Annotated in this window: 14 protein-coding genes and 1 pseudogene; 7 read left to right on the forward strand and 8 right to left on the reverse strand. The window is 75.0% G+C overall.

The window, feature by feature from the left end:
- Nucleotides 1-64: 64 nt before the first annotated feature.
- Nucleotides 65-1,267 (forward strand): PP2C family protein-serine/threonine phosphatase, encoded by a 1,203-nt coding sequence (locus AQJ66_RS22085; protein ID WP_061925005.1) that lies wholly within the window; start codon nucleotides 65-67, stop codon nucleotides 1,265-1,267.
- Between the two features lie 19 nt (nucleotides 1,268-1,286).
- Here AQJ66_RS22085 and AQJ66_RS40125 read toward each other — a convergent pair whose 3' ends face one another.
- From AQJ66_RS40125 to AQJ66_RS22110, 6 genes and pseudogenes are all read right to left on the reverse strand, one after another.
- Nucleotides 1,287-2,135 (reverse strand): universal stress protein, encoded by an 849-nt coding sequence (locus AQJ66_RS40125; protein WP_167359179.1) that lies wholly within the window; start codon nucleotides 2,133-2,135, stop codon nucleotides 1,287-1,289.
- A 60-nt stretch (nucleotides 2,136-2,195) separates the two neighbouring features.
- Nucleotides 2,196-2,702 (reverse strand): annotated as a pseudogene (locus AQJ66_RS40130) (hydrogenase maturation protease); the annotation flags it as partial.
- On the reverse strand, nucleotides 2,621-3,964 hold the full coding sequence (locus AQJ66_RS22095; protein ID WP_061925010.1) for a Ni/Fe hydrogenase subunit alpha: 1,344 nt from the start codon (nucleotides 3,962-3,964) through the stop codon (nucleotides 2,621-2,623). The gene AQJ66_RS22095 and the pseudogene AQJ66_RS40130, both read right to left, overlap by 82 nt.
- Nucleotides 3,961-4,836, reverse strand: coding sequence for an NADH-quinone oxidoreductase subunit B family protein (locus AQJ66_RS22100; RefSeq protein WP_061925013.1), 876 nt, complete (start codon nucleotides 4,834-4,836; stop codon nucleotides 3,961-3,963). The genes AQJ66_RS22095 and AQJ66_RS22100 overlap by 4 nt, the downstream gene beginning before the upstream one ends.
- A gap of 1 nt (nucleotide 4,837) precedes the next feature.
- Nucleotides 4,838-5,656 (reverse strand): FAD/NAD(P)-binding protein, encoded by an 819-nt coding sequence (locus AQJ66_RS22105; protein WP_061925016.1) that lies wholly within the window; start codon nucleotides 5,654-5,656, stop codon nucleotides 4,838-4,840.
- Nucleotides 5,653-6,849 (reverse strand): 4Fe-4S dicluster domain-containing protein, encoded by a 1,197-nt coding sequence (locus AQJ66_RS22110; protein WP_061925018.1) that lies wholly within the window; start codon nucleotides 6,847-6,849, stop codon nucleotides 5,653-5,655. The genes AQJ66_RS22105 and AQJ66_RS22110 overlap by 4 nt, the downstream gene beginning before the upstream one ends.
- A gap of 218 nt (nucleotides 6,850-7,067) precedes the next feature.
- On the opposite strand from AQJ66_RS22110, the gene acsA reads away from it, so the two are divergent.
- Genes acsA through AQJ66_RS22135 form a run of 5 tightly spaced genes read left to right on the forward strand, consistent with a single transcriptional unit; the run spans nucleotide 7,068 to nucleotide 13,117 of the window.
- Nucleotides 7,068-8,870 carry an acetate--CoA ligase gene (gene acsA / locus AQJ66_RS22115; protein ID WP_061925020.1) on the forward strand — a complete coding sequence of 601 codons (1,803 nt, stop codon included), beginning with the start codon at nucleotides 7,068-7,070 and terminating at the stop codon, nucleotides 8,868-8,870.
- On the forward strand, nucleotides 8,867-9,892 hold the full coding sequence (gene pdhA / locus AQJ66_RS22120) for a pyruvate dehydrogenase (acetyl-transferring) E1 component subunit alpha (protein WP_244162887.1): 1,026 nt from the start codon (nucleotides 8,867-8,869) through the stop codon (nucleotides 9,890-9,892). The genes acsA and pdhA overlap by 4 nt, the downstream gene beginning before the upstream one ends.
- Nucleotides 9,889-10,956 carry an alpha-ketoacid dehydrogenase subunit beta gene (locus tag AQJ66_RS22125; protein WP_061925023.1) on the forward strand — a complete coding sequence of 356 codons (1,068 nt, stop codon included), beginning with the start codon at nucleotides 9,889-9,891 and terminating at the stop codon, nucleotides 10,954-10,956. Before pdhA ends, AQJ66_RS22125 begins: the two co-directional genes overlap by 4 nt.
- Nucleotides 10,953-12,848, forward strand: coding sequence for a 2-oxo acid dehydrogenase subunit E2 (locus AQJ66_RS22130; protein WP_244162888.1), 1,896 nt, complete (start codon nucleotides 10,953-10,955; stop codon nucleotides 12,846-12,848). Before AQJ66_RS22125 ends, AQJ66_RS22130 begins: the two co-directional genes overlap by 4 nt.
- Before the next feature lie 5 nt (nucleotides 12,849-12,853).
- Nucleotides 12,854-13,117, forward strand: coding sequence for an acyl carrier protein (locus AQJ66_RS22135; protein ID WP_061925026.1), 264 nt, complete (start codon nucleotides 12,854-12,856; stop codon nucleotides 13,115-13,117).
- Nucleotides 13,118-13,241: 124 nt separating this feature from the next.
- On the opposite strand, the gene AQJ66_RS22140 is transcribed toward AQJ66_RS22135, so the two are convergent.
- Entirely contained in the window at nucleotides 13,242-13,901 is a 660-nt protein-coding gene (locus AQJ66_RS22140) for a CBS domain-containing protein (RefSeq protein ID WP_061925338.1), read from the reverse strand.
- 26 nt (nucleotides 13,902-13,927) lie between these two features.
- Nucleotides 13,928-16,408: an ATP-dependent Clp protease ATP-binding subunit gene (locus AQJ66_RS22145; protein WP_061925029.1), complete on the reverse strand. Its 2,481-nt coding sequence runs from the start codon at nucleotides 16,406-16,408 to the stop codon at nucleotides 13,928-13,930.
- A 181-nt stretch (nucleotides 16,409-16,589) separates the two neighbouring features.
- Between AQJ66_RS22145 and AQJ66_RS22150 the strand changes: the two genes are divergently transcribed.
- Complete coding sequence (locus AQJ66_RS22150; protein WP_061925034.1) at nucleotides 16,590-16,778, forward strand: antitoxin; 189 nt, start codon at nucleotides 16,590-16,592, stop codon at nucleotides 16,776-16,778.
- Nucleotides 16,779-16,805 lie beyond the last annotated feature (27 nt).

Raw genomic sequence — 16,805 nt, forward strand, 5'->3', positions numbered from 1 at the left:
GCGTACTCCCCGGGCCGGCGCATCCGGGCCGGACCACAGGGCAGAAGGGAGCGGGGAGGTGCCTGTGTTCGGTGACGACGGCTTGGGCCTGGATGAGGTGCTGCGGGCGGCGGAGGACGCCGCCCCGGTGGAGTCGGTGGACGTGGTGGCCCGGAACCTGGAGAAGAGGTTCTCGGCCACGGACGTGTCGTTCCTGTTCGTCGACGTCCTCGGACGGGAGGCGGTGCGGCTGCCCAAGGCCGGCGCACCCGGGCAGGCGTACGGCCAGGCGGAGCGGATCGGGCTGGCGGGCAGCGTCTACGACCGGGTGCTGCGCTCCCAGCGCCTGCACCAGGAGGAGCACCCGGAGGGCGGCTGGCGGCTCGTGGCGCCCGTGACGAACCGCGGCGACTGCATCGGCGTGCTGGACATGGCGGTGCCGTACGCGGACGACACCGTCCGGGACTCGGTCACCCAGGCCGCGCACGCGCTGGCGTACATCGTGGTGACCGACCGCCGCTTCACCGACCTCTACCACTGGGGGCGGCGCACCACCACCATGAGCCTGGCGGCCGAGATCCAGCACCAGCTGCTGCCCTCGGCGCCCTGCTGCGAAGGGGCCCAGTTCACCCTGGCGGGCGGCCTGGCCCCGGCCGACGACATCGGCGGCGACACCTACGACTACGCCCTCAACCAGAACATCCTGCACCTGTCGATCACGGACGCGATGGGTCACGACACGGCGTCCGCGCTGCTGGCCACGCTGACCGTCAACGCCCTGCGCGGGGCCCGTCGCGCCGGCCTCGGCCTCCTCGACCAGGCGAACGCCGCCCACCGCGCCATCGCCCACCACGCGCGCGGCATGACCACCGGCCAGCTGCTGCGCGTCGAGCTGGAGACGGGCGCCTGCGAGCTGGTCAACGCCGGCCATCCCTGGCCGCTGCGGCTGCGCGGCGGCCGCGTGGAGGAGCTGAAGGTCAAGGTCAACCTGCCGTTCGGGGTGCGGTCCGAGATCCCCTACGAGGTGCAGCGGCTCCAACTGGAGGCGGGCGACCGCCTGGTTCTGATCACCGACGGTGTGCAGGAACGCTGCGCCGCCGCGCTCGACCTGCCGGCCCTCATCCGCGACACCCAGGGTGACCACCCACGCGAAGTGGTCCGGACCCTGACCAGGGCGGTGTACGACGCGTGCGGGGGGCAACTGGCGGACGACGCCACCGCCCTGGTGCTGGACTGGCGCGGCAGCCGTTCGGGGCAGCGCCGCACCAACGGCGGCTCCAACGTCTGAACTGGGGTGACCGCGGGGCTCACCGCTGTGGCACGACCGCGACCGGGCACTGGGCGTGGTGGAGCAGGGTGTGGCCCACCCGGCCGAGCTGGAGCCCGAAGTGGCCGGTCCTGCGCCGCGCCCCGACGACCACGAGGTCCGCGGCCGCCGACCGGTCCACGAGGACCCGGCCCGGCGGGCCCTCGAGCGTCGTACGGCGGGTGCGGACGTGCGGGTGCTCGGCGACCGGCTCCCGCAGCAGGGCGGCGAGCAGGTCGGCGGCCTGCTCCTCGTACTCGTCCGGCCGTTCGGCGTCCGGCAGCCGGTGGCCGCCGCGGTCGTAGGCGGGCCTGCGCCAGGCGCGCACCGCGTCCAGGACGCAGCCGCGCACCTCGGCCTCCCGGAGGGCGAACCGTACGGCGTCGGTGCCCGTGTCCGCGTCCCCCAGGCCGAGCAGGATCCGCTCGTGGGTGCCCGCGAGGCCCGCGCGGTCGCCGCGGACCACCACCACCGGGCAGTGCGCGCGGGCCGCCACGGCCAGACCGACCGAGCCGAGCAGCAGCCCCTTGAGCCGGCCGCGGCCGCGCGATCCGGTCACCAGGGCGAAGGCGTCCGCGCCCGCGCGGACGAGGGCCGCCGCGGCCTCTTCGGGGACGACGGCGGTGGTGATCTCCAGGTCCGGGTTGCGCCGCCCGGCGCGTTCGGCCGCCGCGGCCACGACGTCCCCGGCCGTCATCGGCTCGGCCGGGTCGCTCTCGTAGCGCTCCCAGAGGGAGGCGTACACCAGCCGGAGCGGGAGGCCGTGGCGGACGGCCTCGTCCACGGCCCAGTCGACCGCGTGCGAGGAGGCGTCCGATCCGTCGACGCCCACCACCACGGGACGTGTCATCTTCCCCACCGTCTTCCAGGGTGTGCGTGCGTACGCCTGCCGTACGGAGGCGGCGGCGCGCTCGGTCAGTTCGGGCAGGGCCGACCGCACCGCCTCGCTCAGCCGGGCGCCGAGCCCGACGTCGGCCACCTCCACGGCGTGCACCACGAGCCGGGGCGGCAGCCGGTCGAGGGCCTCGGCCAGGGCGATGCACTCCCCCAGCCCGATGGCGTGCGTGCTCGCCGTTCCCGGTGCGTGGCCGGCCGCCTCCGCCGGGGTCAGGGTGTGCAGCCGGCCCGGCCGGGGCGGCCGGGTGCGCAGGGCCTCCACGACGACCACGGTGTCCGCGCCCCGCCACAGGTCCAGCATGCGCGCGGGCTCCCCGTCGCTGACCGCCAGGACGGTGTCCGCGGGGACGCGGCCCCGCAGGGCCTCCACCACGGCCGGCCCGGCCGCATCGTCGCCGCGCAGGGGGTTGCCCACGCCGATCACCACGACCCGGGCGCTCACGCGCGGTCCACGGTGAGGTCGAGGAAGTGGGCGGCGCAGGAGATGCAGGGGTCGTGGTTGCGGATGGCCCGCTCGCACAGGTGGGTGAGCTCCTCGTCGCCGGCGGGGCCCGCGCGGTCCAGCCGGGACTGGACCGCCCTGCGCACGTCCTCCTCGATGGCGGCCTGGTTCTGGGCCGTGGGCGGGATGATCCGGGCGCCGGTGAGCGTGCCGTCGCGGGCGAGGTCGTAGCGGTGGTAGAGCAGGCCGCGGGGCGCCTCGGTGGCGCCCGTGCCGGTCGCCTCGCGGGGCGGGACCTCGACGGCCGGGCGGGGCGGCGGGACGTAGCCGTCGATGATCCGCAGGGCCTCCTCCACGGCGTGCACGATCTCCACGGCGCGCACGACGACGCTCCGGTACGGGTTGTCGCACACCGCGCCGCCGGCCGGGTCGCCGAGCCCGGCCGCGCGCGCCGCCTCGGCCGCCGCGGGGTGCAGCCACCGGCCGCTGAGCGCGAAGCGGGCCAGCGGGCCGGTCAGGAAGCGGCGGCCGTCCAGGGTGGCGGTCCGGGCCGTGGAGTGCGGCACCTGTCCTTCCCGGACGTGCTCCTCGAAGCCGGCCACCGGGAATCCGCGCGGTGGGGGGCCGTCCGCGCGGGCGGACATGACGGCCGGGGTCCCGGAGTCGACGGCGTAGCGGCCGGGGTCGCGCAGGGCGAGCAGATCGTGGTCGCCGCGGGCGTCGGGGAAGGTGAACGCCGCCACCCAGCGGACGGTCTCCAGCGCGTCCTCCAGGGCCTGCCGCAGTCGCTCCGCCAGCGGCCGGAGTTCCTCGGGCGCCGGTGTCCGGTAGAAGCCGCCGACCCGGACGTTGACCGGGTGGATGGGCCGGCCGCCGAGCTGTTCGAGGATCGCGTTGCCGGTCTGCTTCAGCCGCAGGCCCCGCTCCACGGCGGCGCGTTGGTGCCGGGCGAGTTCCACCACGTCCGCGAGGCCGAGGAAGTCCGGGGCGTGCAGCAGGTAGACGTGCAGGGCGTGGCTCTCGATCCACTCGCCGCAGTACAGCAGGCGGCGCAGCTCGGCGAGGGGGCCGTCGACGAGGACGCCGCAGGCGTTCTCGATCGCCTGGCAGGCGCTCATCTGGTAGGCGACCGGGCAGATGCCGCAGATACGGGCGGTGATGTCGGGGGGTTCGGTGTGGCCCCGGCCGGTCAGGAGGGCCTCGAAGAAGCGCGGCGGTTCGTAGATGCGCAGACGTGTCCCGGTGACCGAGCCGCCGTCGACGCTCAGGTGGAGCGCTGCCTCGCCCTCCACCCTGGCCAGTGCGTCCAGCCGCAGCACACGGGTTCCGCGAGGGTTCATGCGGACCTTTCCGGGCGGGTCTCTGTCCTGGCCCCGGGAGAGTGCCGCTCCTCGGCCGCCAGGTCGGGTACGGAGGCATACTCCGGGGAGGCGGCGTTGAAGGTGTGGAAGACACGCAGGACGTCCCGCTCGCTCATCCCGTCGTGGCGCAGCTGGTCGACCATGGAGCGCAGGTTGGGCCGTTCGCTGGGCCCGAAGCAGCCGTAGCAGCCGCGGCCGTAGGCGGGGCACAGGGCGCCGCACCCGGCGTGCGTGACCGGGCCCAGGCAGGGGGTGCCGTGGGCCACGGTGATGCAGGTCGTACCGCGCCTCTTGCACTCGAAGCAGACGCTGTGCGCGGGGATCCGGGGCCTGCGTCCGGCCAGGAAGGCGGTGACGACCTCCAGGAGCTGGCCGCGGTCGATGGGGCAGCCGCGCAGTTCGAAGTCGACCGGGACGTGGGCCGAGATCGGCGTGGACGTCTCCAGCGTGTCGATGTACTCCGGCCGGGCGTAGACCGCGGTGAGGAACTCGTCGACGTGGGCGAAGTTGCGCAGGGCCTGGATGCCTCCGGCGGTGGCGCACGCGCCGATGGTCACGAGGTACCGGGAGACGTGCCGGACGTGGCTGATGCGTTCGGCGTCCTCGGCGGTGCTGATCGATCCTTCGACCAGCGAGAGGTCGTACGGTCCCCGGCCGCCGGGCCCCGCGCGCTCCCCGCCGGCCCCCTCGGTGGGGGTCATCTCCAGGAAGTGGTCCACGCGCAGCCGCTCGGTGAGGCCGAGGAGCGCGTCCTCGCAGTCCAGCAGGGACAGCTGGCAGCCGTCGCAGGAGGCGAACTTCCACACGGCGAGCGTGGGCCGCCGGTCGCCCGGTCGCGGGTCGGTACTCATGTCACAACTCCCTCACCTGGAGCAGGGGTGCCACCCGGTCGTAGGCGACGACCGGCCCGTCCCGGCACAGCAGGAGCGGGCCGAGCTGGCAGTGGCCGCAGTGGCCGGTGGCGCAGCGCATGTTGCGTTCCAGCGACACCTGCACCCGCTGCGGCGGCAGTCCGCGGCCCAGCAGGTCGCGGGTGGTGTGACGCATCATCACCTCGGGTCCGCACAGCAGCGCGCAGGTGCGTTCGGGACGCAGGGAGAGGCGGTCCAGGAGGGAGGTGACGACGCCCACCGCGCCGCGCCAGCCCGGCCCTGGGCGGTCGACGGTCACCTCCACGCGGGCCGGGCCGCGCCAGCCGTCGATCTCGTCCCGGTAGACCAGGTCGGCGGGGGTGCGGGCGCCGACGAGGACCGCGAGCCGGCCGTAGGCGCCCGGCCGGTCCAGGACGGCGTGCACGACCGGCCGCAGCGGGGCCAGTCCGATGCCGCCGGCGATCACCAGCACGTCGTGTCCGGCCGCCGCCGCCAGGTCCCAGCCGACGCCGTACGGCCCGCTGAGCCCGACGGTGTCGCCCACGCCGAGCCGGTACAGGGCGGTGGAGACCGCGCCCACCGCGCGCACGGTGTGCACGAGTCCCCCGTGGCGGCCGCGCAGCGCGCTGGCCGAGACGGGCACCTCGCCGACGCCGAACGCGTAGACCATCGCGAACTGGCCCGGTGCGAACGGGGCCAGTTCCCGCCCGGCGGGCACGAGTTCGACCGACCGGGTGTCGGCGGTCTCGGCCCAGGTGCCGGCGACGCGGTACGGCAGTGGGGGCGGCACGGTGGTCACGGCGGCCCGCTCCCCTCCCGCGGCGCCGGTGCCGGTTTCCCGGACCGGGTCCAGTCGTCCAGGGCGGCGGCCTCCTCGGTGATGTCGATGCCGACCGGGCACCAGACGATGCAGCGGCCGCAGCCCACACAGCCGGACGAGCCGAACTGGTCGTACCAGGTGCCTAGTTTGTGGGTCATCCACTGCCGGTAGCGGCTGCGCGTGGTGGCGCGGACCGGGCCGCCGTGCAGGAGGGAGAAGTCCAGGTCGAAGCAGGAGTCCCAGAGCCGCCACCGCTCGGCGTGGTCGCCGGTGAGGTCGGTGGTGTCCTCGGTGGTGGTGCAGAAGCAGGTGGGGCACACCATGGTGCAGTTGCCGCAGGTCAGGCAGCGCCCGGCGACGTCGTCCCAGCGGGGCGCGTCGAGCGTCCCGGCCATCAGCTCCCGCAGGTCGGCTTCGGGCATGGTGCGGCCCATGCGGTCCGCGGCGGCGGTGACGCCCGCGCGGGCCGTCTCCCGGGTCCCCGGGTCGGCGGGGCGGGCGGGCAGTTCGGCGAGGATCTCGGCGCCCTCCGGGCTGCCGCCGCGGACCCAGAAGCGGTGCCCGGCCTCGTCGGCCACCTCGGTCATCGCCAGGTCGTAGCCGGGGCCGGCGGCGGGCCCGGTGCCCATGGAGACGCAGAAGCACGTGGCACCGGGCTCCGTGCACTCGACGACGATCAGCAGGGCCCCGGAGCGCCGTTCCGCATAGCCGCCGTCGCGGTACGCCCCGCCGGTCAGGACCCGGTCCTGGACGGCGATGGCCCGCAGGTCGCAGGGGCGCACCCCGAGGAAGGCGTACCGGGGCGGCGGAGCCTCGCCGGCGGTGAGGACCAGCTCGCCCTCCACCCGGTCGGCGCTCCACTGGCGCACCCGCGGCGGGTGCAGGAACCGCTTCCAGGACTGGGGGCCCGCCGCGTTCGCGAACGCGGCGCCGTCCGGCCGCTCCCGCAGCCGGTAGTGCCCGGCCTCCAGCTCCACGCCCCAGCCGTAGGGCAGCTCGTCGGCCGACCGCAGCTCCGCCAGTACGATCGCGCCGTCGCGGACGGTGGGCCCGACCACGGTGAACCCGCGTGCGATCAGCACGTCCACGAGCGCGGACATGCCGTCCTTGCCCATCACGAGCCCGCCGGAGCCGGCCGGCGGGGAGGAGTTCGTCCCGGTGTCGGTGCTCATACCGCTCTCCTTCGGCACCGCGGGCGGCGGGCGGATCCCTCGCCGTCCCACCCATCGTCACAGCATCGAGGGTGGTGCGGCGCGCCGGGCAGAGCCGAGCGGGCCCGCGCGAGGGCCCACTGGTCCCGGGGCCGGCGGCGGTGGGGGCCGTTCGACCCCGTGCGGGCGGGCCGGTCCGGACGGATGATCGAAGGTGGCCTGGTGGAAGGAGGGCCCGTATGCGGTGGGAGACGATCCGCGAGGACGGTCCGCCTCGCGTCGCCCCGAACCTGGGCGACTACGAGAAGGAGTGCGCCGGCTTCTCCTGGTCGCAGGCGCGGGCGGAGCTGGAGGGGCTGCCCGGCGGTCAGGGGCTGAACATCGCGCACGAGGCGGTGGACCGGCACGCGGCCTCGGGCCGCGCCGACGCGGTCGCGCTGCGCTGCGTCGGCCGGGACGACTCCGTCACCTGCGTGACGTACGCGCAGCTGGCCCGGTCCACGGCGCGGTTCGCCAACGTGCTGCGCGGCCTCGGCATCGGGCGCGGCGACCGGGTGACGACCCTGCTCGGGCGGTGCCCGGAGCTGTACACCGTGGTCCTCGGCACCCTGAAGAACACCAGTGTGCTGTGCCCGCTGTTCTCCGCGTTCGGCCCGGACCCGGTGGCGCAGCGGCTGCGGCTCGGCGACGCCCGGGTGCTGGTCACCACGGCCGACCTGTACCGCAGGAAGATCGCCGGGAAGCGCGACCGCCTGCCCGGCCTGCGCCATGTGCTGATCGTCGGCGAGGGCGCGGACGAGCGGGAGGGCACGCTGTCCCTGGACGCGCTCATGGCCCGCGCGGACGACCGGTTCACCGTCCCGCCCACCTCCCCGGACGACATGGCCCTGCTGCACTTCACGAGCGGCACCACGGGCACCCCGAAGGGGGCGGTCCACGTGCACGAGGCCGCGGTGGCCCACTACGCCACCGCGGGCTACGCCCTCGACCTGCACCGGGACGACGTCTTCTGGTGCACCGCCGACCCGGGCTGGGTCACCGGCATGTCCTACGGGATCGTCGCCCCGCTCATGCACGGCGTGACGGTCGTGGTCGACGAGGGCGACTACGACGCCCGCCGCTGGTACCGGATCCTCGCCGGGCAGCGGGTGAGCGTCTGGTACACGGCGCCGACCGCGCTGCGCATGCTGATGCGGACGACGCCGCGCACCGGGCCGTACGACCTGCCCCGCTCCTTCGACCTGAGCGCGCTGCGGTTCGTCGCGTCGGTCGGCGAACCGCTCAACCCGGAGGCCGTGGTGTGGGGACGGGACGTGCTCGGGCTGCCGGTGCACGACAACTGGTGGCAGACGGAGACCGGCGCCATCATGATCGCCAACTTCGCCGGCTGCGAGATCCGCCCCGGCTCCATGGGACGACCGCTGCCCGGCGTGGAGGCGGCGGTGCTGCGGCGCGGCGAGGACGGCCGGGCCGAGGTCGCCGACGGGCGGGTCATCGTCCTGACGGAGCCCGGCGCGGAGGGCGAGCTGGCGCTGCGGCCGGGCTGGCCGTCCATGTTCCGCGGCTACCTGCACGACGAGGCGCGGACCGCGGCGGCCTTCGCGGGCGGCTGGTACCTCACCGGCGACCTGGTACGGCGCGACGCGGACGGCTGGTACTGGTTCGTCGGGCGCGCCGACGACGTCATCAAGTCGGCCGGCCACCTGATAGGGCCGTTCGAGGTCGAGAGCGCCCTGATGGAGCATCCGGCGGTCGCCGAGGCCGGGGTGATCGGCCGGCCCGACCCGGTCGCCGGGAACGTCGTCAAGGCGTTCGTCACACTGCGGCCGGGCTTCGACGCGGGCGCCGCGACCCGGCGGGACCTGCTGGCCTTCGCCCGGCGCCGGCTGGGCCCGGCGGTGGCACCCCGCGAGATCGCCTTCGACGAGCACCTGCCGCACACCCGCAGCGGCAAGGTGATGCGCCGCCTGCTGCGGGCCCGGGAACTCGGGCTGCCCGAGGGCGACACGTCCACCCTGGAGAGCACGGAGCCGTCGTCATGAGCGCCACCCGCACCCCGCGCACCGGGCGCCCCACCTCCCGGCCGGGCCGGGCGGCCGCGCACCGGCTGGCCCTGCTGGAGTCGATGCTGCGCGTGCGCCGGTTCGAGGAACGCTGCGTGGAGCTGTACAGCGCGGCGCGCATCCGGGGTTTCATGCACCTGTACATCGGTGAGGAGGCCGTGGCCGCCGGCGTCAACGAGGCGCTGACGGACGAGGACGCGGTCGTGTCGACGTACCGGGAGCACGGGCACGCGCTCGCCCGCGGGGTGCCGGCCGAGGCGATCATGGCGGAGATGTTCGGCAAGGTCACCGGCTGCAGCCGGGGCCGCGGCGGCTCCATGCACCTGTTCGACGTGAGCCGCCGCTTCTACGGCGGCAACGCGATCGTCGGCGGCGGGCTGCCCCTCGCGGCCGGGCTCGCCCTCGCCGACCGCATGACCGACCGCGATCGTGTGACCTGCTGCTTCTTCGGGGACGGCGCCTTCGCCGAGGGCGAGTTCCACGAGACCGCCAACCTGGCGGCGCTCTGGGGCCTGCCGCTGCTGCTGGTGTGCGAGAACAACCTGTACGCGATGGGCACGGCGCTGGCCCGGCACCAGGCCCAAACCGACCTGGCGCTGCGCGCCGCCGGGTACGGCATGGTCGCCTGGGCGGTCGACGGCATGGACGTCCTCGCCGTCGAGGAGGCCGCACGGCGGGCGGCCGAGGGGGTGCGCGCCGGGGGCGGGCCGCACTTCCTGGAGATGCGCACCTACCGCTTCCGCGCCCACTCCATGTACGACTCCGACCGCTACCGCGACAAGACGGAGATCGAGCAGTGGAAGGAGCGCGACCCGGTCGAGGGGCTCGCCCGGCGGCTGCGGGAGGCCGGGGAGCTGTCCGACGAGGCCCGCACCGCCCTGGAGGACCGCCTGGCCGCCGAGATCGACGCCGCGGTCCGGGCGGCCGACCAGGCGCCCGAGGAGCCCATCGAGGACCTGCTGAAGTACGTCACCAGCCCGGTGAAGGCGAGCCGGCCATGACCACGACCCACAGCCGTACGGCCGGGCCCGCCGGGTCCAGCGAGCCCACCGCACCCGCCGCGCCCGCCGCCCGGAAGACCACCTACCGGGAGGCGATGCGCGAGGCGATGCGGGAGGCGATGCGCGCGGACGAGCGCGTGTTCCTCATGGGCGAGGACGTGGGCCGCTACGGCGGCTGCTTCGGCGTCAGCCTCGGCCTGCTGGAGGAGTTCGGGCCCGAACGCGTCCGCGACGCCCCGCTGTCGGAGTCCGCGTTCGTCGGCACCGGCATCGGCGCCGCGCTCGCGGGCCTCCGGCCGATCGTCGAGATCATGACCGTCAACTTCAGCCTGCTGGCCCTGGACCAGATCCTCAACAACGCGGCGACGCTGCTGCACATGTCGGGCGGTCAGCTGCCGGTGCCGCTCGTGATCCGGATGACCACCGGTGCGGGACGCCAGCTCGCGGCCCAGCACTCGCACAGCCTGGAGAACTGGTACGCGCACATCCCCGGCCTGCGCGTGCTCGCCCCGGCGACGCTCACCGACGCCCGGTGCGTGCTGGCGCCCGCGCTCGCCGACCCCGACCCGGTGCTGATCTTCGAGCACGGCAGCCTGTACAACGTCTCCGGCGACCTGCCGGCCGACCCGGGTCCGGTGGACCTCGACCACGCGGCCGTGCGCCGGCCGGGCACCGACGTATCGCTGATCACCTACGGCGGCTCGCTGCCCAAGGCGCTGGCCGCCGCCGACGACCTCGCGGCCGACGGCATCGGCGCGGAGGTCGTCGACCTGCGCACCCTGCGGCCCCTGGACGACGCCACGGTCGGCGGTTCGGTCGCGCGCACCCACCGCGCGGTCGTCGTCGACGAGGGCTGGCGCACCGGCAGCCTCGCCGCCGAGATCTCCGCGCGCCTCACCGAGCAGCACTTCTACGACCTGGACGCGCCGGTCGAGCGGGTGTGCAGCGCGGAGGTTCCCATGCCGTACGCGCGCAGGCTGGAGCAGGCCGCGCTGCCGCAGGCCGACGCCATCACCGCGGCCGCGCGGCGCACGCTCGGCGAGGTGGGGGAAGAACCGGGATGACCGAGTTCACGATGCCCTCGCTCGGCGCGGACATGGACGAAGGGGTGCTGCGGGAGTGGCTGGTGGCCCCCGGGGACCGGGTGCGCAAGGGCGACGTCGTGGCCGTCGTGGAGACCGAGAAGGCGGCCATCGAGGTGGAGTGCTTCGAGTCCGGCACGATCGAACGACTGCTCGTCCCGCCGGGCACCCGGGTACCGGTGGGCGCCCCACTCGCGGTGATCGGGCCCGGGGGCGCGGGTGTCGGCGGCGCGGGCACTCCGGGCGAGCCGGTGAGGGCCGGCGCGGTGCAGGCGCCTCCGCAGCAGGAACCCCCGAAGCACCGGCGGAAGGCGCGCCGGGAGGCGGAGCCGGGCCGGGGCCCGGTGCACGCGGAGTCCGGGGAGACACCGGCCGAACACCCGGCACCCGCACGGGTTGCCCCAGCACACCCGTCACCGATGCCGCCCGTCCCGGCGGCTCTCGGCGAGGCCGGGCCGAAGCGCGCGCGTGCGGGAGGCGGGGCGGCGACGGCCGGCCGGGAGCCCGAGCCCGCCCGGCGCCCCGCAGGCGAGAAGTCCCGGAGGCCACCGGCCGAGCACCCCGCACCCCCGTCACCACCACCAGCCCCCGGCGGAGCCGGGCCGACCCCCGCGGGGACGCAAGCCGGGGCAGCGACAGCCACCGCGGCGCCGGGCGCCCCGCGCCCGGAACCCCCCAAGGCCGGTCAGGAGCCCGCGCCCGCCCGGCGCCCCGCAGGGGAGGAGTCCGGGGAGACACGGGCCGAACACGCCGCACCCGCGCCGGAGCGGCCGCACAAGGCGGCCCGGGAGCCGGAGCCGGGTCCGCGCCCCGCACACGGGGAGGCGCCGGCCGAGCAGCCCGTGGCCGCCGAGGCACCGCCGGCCCTCGGGGCCGGGCCGCTGGTGCGGCACCTCGCGGTGTCGCGGGGCGTGGACCTGGCGGCGCTGCACGGCACCGGGCGCGGGGGCCGCGTCACCCGGGCCGACGTCGAGCACGCCCGGCCGCCGCTCGGGCCCCGGGTGCGGGCCACCCCGTACGCACGGCGGCTGGCCCGCGAGCTCGGGGTCGACCTGACGGGGGTGGCGGGCAGCGGGGACGGCGGCGCCGTACGGGCGGCGGACGTGCACGCGGCCGTACGCGCCCGCCAGGACCAGGTCGAACGGCCGGGTCCGCGGGCGCCGGCCGAGCGGCCGCCGGACGGCGGACCGCGCGCGGTCACCGACCAGCGCACAGACGCCATGCGCCGGGTCATCGCCGAGCTCATGAGCCGCTCCAAGCGGGAGATCCCGCACTACTACCTCTCCACCACGGTCGACCTCGCGGCGGCCGTGGACTGGCTGCGCCGGTACAACCGCGGCCGGCCGCCCGCCGACCGGCTCGTGCCCGCGGCCCTGCTGCTGAAGGCCGCCGCCGCGGCGGCACGCGAGGTGCCGGACCTCAACGGCCACTGGCGTGACGGCGGGTTCGTCCCCGCCTCCGGGGTCCACCTCGGTGTCGCGGTGTCGCTGCGGCAGGGCGGACTGCTCGCGCCGGTGATCCACGACGCCGACTCGCTGTCGCCCGATGCCCTGATGGGGCGCCTCAGGGACCTGGTCCAGCGGGCCCGCCGGGGCCGGCTGCGCGGCAGCGAGACGACCGGCGCCACGCTGACCGTCACCAACCTGGGCGACCAGGGCGTCGAGAGCGTGTACGGCGTCATCCATCCGCCGCAGGTCGCGCTGGTCGGCTTCGGCGCGGTCGTCGAGCGGCCGTGGGCGGCGGGAGGCATGCTCGGGGTGCGCCCGGTGGTGACCGCGACCCTGGCCGCCGACCACCGGGCCACCGACGGCGCCGTGGGAGCGCGCTACCTCACGGCGGTCGGCCGGCTGCTGCAGAGACCGGAGGAGTGGTGAGCCGTATGAAGTCGCTGACCGAGGCCGAGGCCCTGTCCGTGGTCAAGGAGTCGATCGCGCGGATCGTCCCCGACGCCGACTTCTCCGTGGTCGGGCCGGACGAGAGGTTCCGCGACGTGCTCGAACTCGACTCGCTCGATTTCCTCAGCCTGGTGGAGCTGCTGTCCGAGCGCACCGGGGTGCGCATCGACGAGGAGGACTATCCGGAGCTGACCACGCTGGCGGACGCCACGCGGTTCCTGGTCGGCCGGTCGAAGTCGCCCGCGTAGCGGCGCTGGGGTCTTTCGTTCGGATCAGGCCGGATCAGGGAGCGGTGTCCGGTGCCGTGCGACGCGGCGAGGCGCGGTGCCAGGGCCCGCGAGCCCGGCATGATCCGAACGAGGGGCCCCAGTCCTAGTGCCCGGCGTCGTCCGTCCGGGGCGCGAGGTGCTCGGTGACCGAGACCACGCCGTCGACGCCGCGGCACAGCTGCTCCACGACGGGGATCAGGCTCCGGTGCCCCACGGTGCCGCTGAGGGCGACCCGGCCGTCGCGGACCTCCACGGTCACGTCCGACGGTTCGAGCCCCAGCGTGCGCCGCAGCACGTCCCGGGTGATCTCCTCACGGATGGCCTCGTCCCGGCGCAGGAAGACCCGCAGCAGGTCACCGCGGCTGACGATGCCCAGGAGCCGGTCGGCCTCGTCCACCACGGGCAGCCGCTTGACGCCCTGCGTCTCCATGAGGCGGGCCGCCTCGACCACGTTCCACTCCGGACGCGCGCACACCGCGGGGGCCGACATCAGCTCCTCGGCCCGGGAGCCCTCGGCCTTGGCCCGCTCCCACGCCTCCAGGTTCGGGACGGGGACCGTGCCCGACGGGTCGGCCTGGTCGGCGCTCTTGCGTAGCAGGTCGCCCTCGGACACCACGCCCATGGGGCGGTCGAGCTCGTCCACCACGGGCAGGGCGGTGACGTCGTTCTCCGCCAGCAGCCGGACGAGTTCCTTGAACGGCGTGTCGCGCCGGGCCCGGACGACGCCCCGGGTCATGAGTTCCTCGACCGTCCGGTGGTGCATGGTGCCTCCCAGGTGCCGTGTCGTGGTCATCGGCTCTCGGCGCCGGCCGGATTCTCGGCGCGGATGACGACCGCGCCGTCCGCCGCGTCCGCCACCGCCCGGTCGCCGGGCTCGAGCCGGCCGGCGAGCAGCAGGTCGGCGAGGCGGTCGTCCACCTCGCGCTGGATGGTGCGGCGCAGCGGGCGGGCGCCGAAGTCCGGCTGGTGCCCGATGTCCGCGAGCAGGTCGGCGGCGGCGTCGGTGACCTCGAGCGAGATCTCCTGCGCGCGCAGCCGGCGCCGGGTGTGCTCCAGCAGCAGGTCCACGATCCGGCGCAGCTGGGCCCGGTCCAGGCCGCGGAAGACGATGATCTCGTCGATGCGGTTGAGGAACTCCGGCCGGAAGTGGTCGTGGAGCACCGGCATGACCGACTCGCGGACCTTGGTGTAGTCCTCGGTGCCGGCGGCCAGGATGCGGTCGGCGCCGATGTTCGACGTCATGATGACCACGGTGTTCTTGAAGTCGACGGTGCGGCCCTGGCCGTCGGTGAGCCGGCCGTCGTCCAGGAGCTGCAGCAGGGTGTTGAAGACGTCGGGATGCGCCTTCTCCACCTCGTCCAGCAGCAGCACCGCGTACGGCTGCCTGCGGACCGCCTCGGTGAGCTGGCCGGCCTCCTCGTGCCCGACGTACCCGGGGGGCGCGCCGACCAGCCGGGAGACGGTGTGCCGCTCCTGGAACTCGCTCATGTCGAGGCGGATCATGCGGCTCTCGTCGCCGAACAGGGCGGCGGCCAGCGCCCGGGCCAGTTCGGTCTTGCCGACGCCGGTCGGGCCGAGGAAGAGGAAGCTGCCGACCGGGCGGTTCGGGTCGCTCATGCCGGCGCGGGCGCGGCGCACCGCGCGGGCCACGGCGGTGATCGCCTCGTCCTGGCCGACGACCCGCTCGTGCAGGTGCTCCTCCAGCTTCAGCAGCCGCTCCCGCTCCTCCTCGGTGAGCTGGGACACCGGGATGCCGGTGGTGCGGGAGACGACCTGGGCGATGTCCTCGGCGGTGACCTTGGGGGCCTGTTCGCCGGGCCGGCCGGCCTGCGCGAGTTCTGCCTCCGCGTCCCTGATCCGGTCGCGCAGGTCCTTCGCGCGCTCGTACTCCTCGTCGGCGACCGCCTGGTCCTTCTCCCGGTTCAGGGCGGCGATGCGGTCCTCGACCTCGCGGGCGTCGGCCAGCGGTGTCCGGGCGCGCAGCCGGACCCGGGCGGCGGCCTGGTCCATCAGGTCGATGGCCTTGTCGGGCAGGAAGCGGGAGGTGATGTACCGGTCGGACAGCTCGGCCGCGGCGACCACCGCCTCGTCGGTGATGCGGACCTGGTGGTGGGCCTCGTAGCGGTCGCGCAGTCCGCGCAGGATCTCGATGGTGTCGTCCACGCTCGGCTCGCCGACCAGGATGGGAGCGAAGCGGCGCTCGAGGGCGGCGTCCTTCTCGATGTGCCTGCGGTACTCGTCCACGGTCGTCGCGCCGATGAGGTGCAGCTCGCCGCGGGCCAGGGCCGGCTTGAGCATGTTGCCGGCGTCCATGGCGCCCTCGCCGCCCGCTCCGGCACCGACCACGGTGTGCATCTCGTCGAGGAACAGCACGAGTTCGTCGCTGTGCTCGCGGACCTCGGCCAGCAGGTTCTTCAGTCGCTCCTCGAACTCGCCCCGGTACTTGGTGCCGGCCACCATGCCGGCCAGGTCCAGGGAGACCAGCCGCTTGCCGGCGAGGGTGCCGGGGACGTCCCCGGCGGCGATCCGCTGGGCGATGCCCTCGACCACGGCCGTCTTGCCGACGCCGGGGTCGCCGATCAGGACGGGGTTGTTCTTGCTGCGCCGGGAGAGGACCTCGATGGTCTGCTCGACCTCCTCGTCCCGGCCGATCACCGGGTCCAGCCGGCCGGCCCGGGCCTCCTCGGTGAGGTCGCGGCCGTACTCGTCGACGGTCGGTGTGCTGCTCGGGCGCGTCCGCTCGGCCGGACCCTCGGTGGGCAGCCGGGTGGGCTCCCAGCCGCCGTCGCCGAGCGCCTGCCCGGCCGCCGACTCGGGGTTCGCCGCGAGGGCGCGCAGCAGGTGGCCGGGGCCGATGTAGGAGGCGCCCTCGGCCCGCGAGATCTGGTAGGCGTCGAACAGGGCGCGCTTGGCGGCCGGGGTCAGCGTGGTGGGTTCGGTCCGTTCGGCGCCGCCGTGGGCGAGGCCGAGCCGCTCGCGGATGCGGTCGGGGTCGGCGCCGGCCTCGGTGAGCAGGCGCCGGGTGTTCTCGTTCCCGGTGGCGGCGGCCAGCAGGTGGCGGGCGTCGAGTTCCTCGCTGCCCTCGGCGGCGGCGATGTCGCGGGCCTCGGCCACCAGGTCCCGGGCGCGCTCGGAGAGCAGGCTGCCGATGTCGATCCGCTGCGGCCGCCGCACGGAGGCGGCCGGGCCGCCCGCGCCGAAGAACCGGGACATCAGCTCGTCGAACTCCTCGAACGGGCTGCGTCCGAAACCGAAACCGGGGGTGCTCATGGGCGGCCCTTTCTGCAACAGCGATCGACGCCGGCGGATCGACGACAACGGCCGCATGTCAGACATATGTCCTCAAAGTCGCACATATGACACGCGTCTGCACGAGGGCGCCCCGAGATGCGCCCCCCGGCCGGTCCGGTGACGCTGGGGGTGAAGCCTCAAGCGACTAAGGAGGGCCGCCATGTCCTTCATGGACAAGATCAAGGGCATGCTCAAGGGCCACGAGGACCAGGCCTCCAAGGGCATCGACAAGGGAGGCGACTACGTCGACAAGCGGACCGGGAACAAATACCAGTCGCAGGTCGACACCGCCCAGGACAAGATGAGGGACGAGTTCGGCACCCCGCAGGACCGGCCCCCGCAGACCTGAGGTGCGGGGCGGACTACCATCGCCCCG

The organism is Streptomyces bungoensis, assembly GCF_001514215.1.
GTDB lineage: Bacteria > Actinomycetota > Actinomycetes > Streptomycetales > Streptomycetaceae > Streptomyces > Streptomyces bungoensis.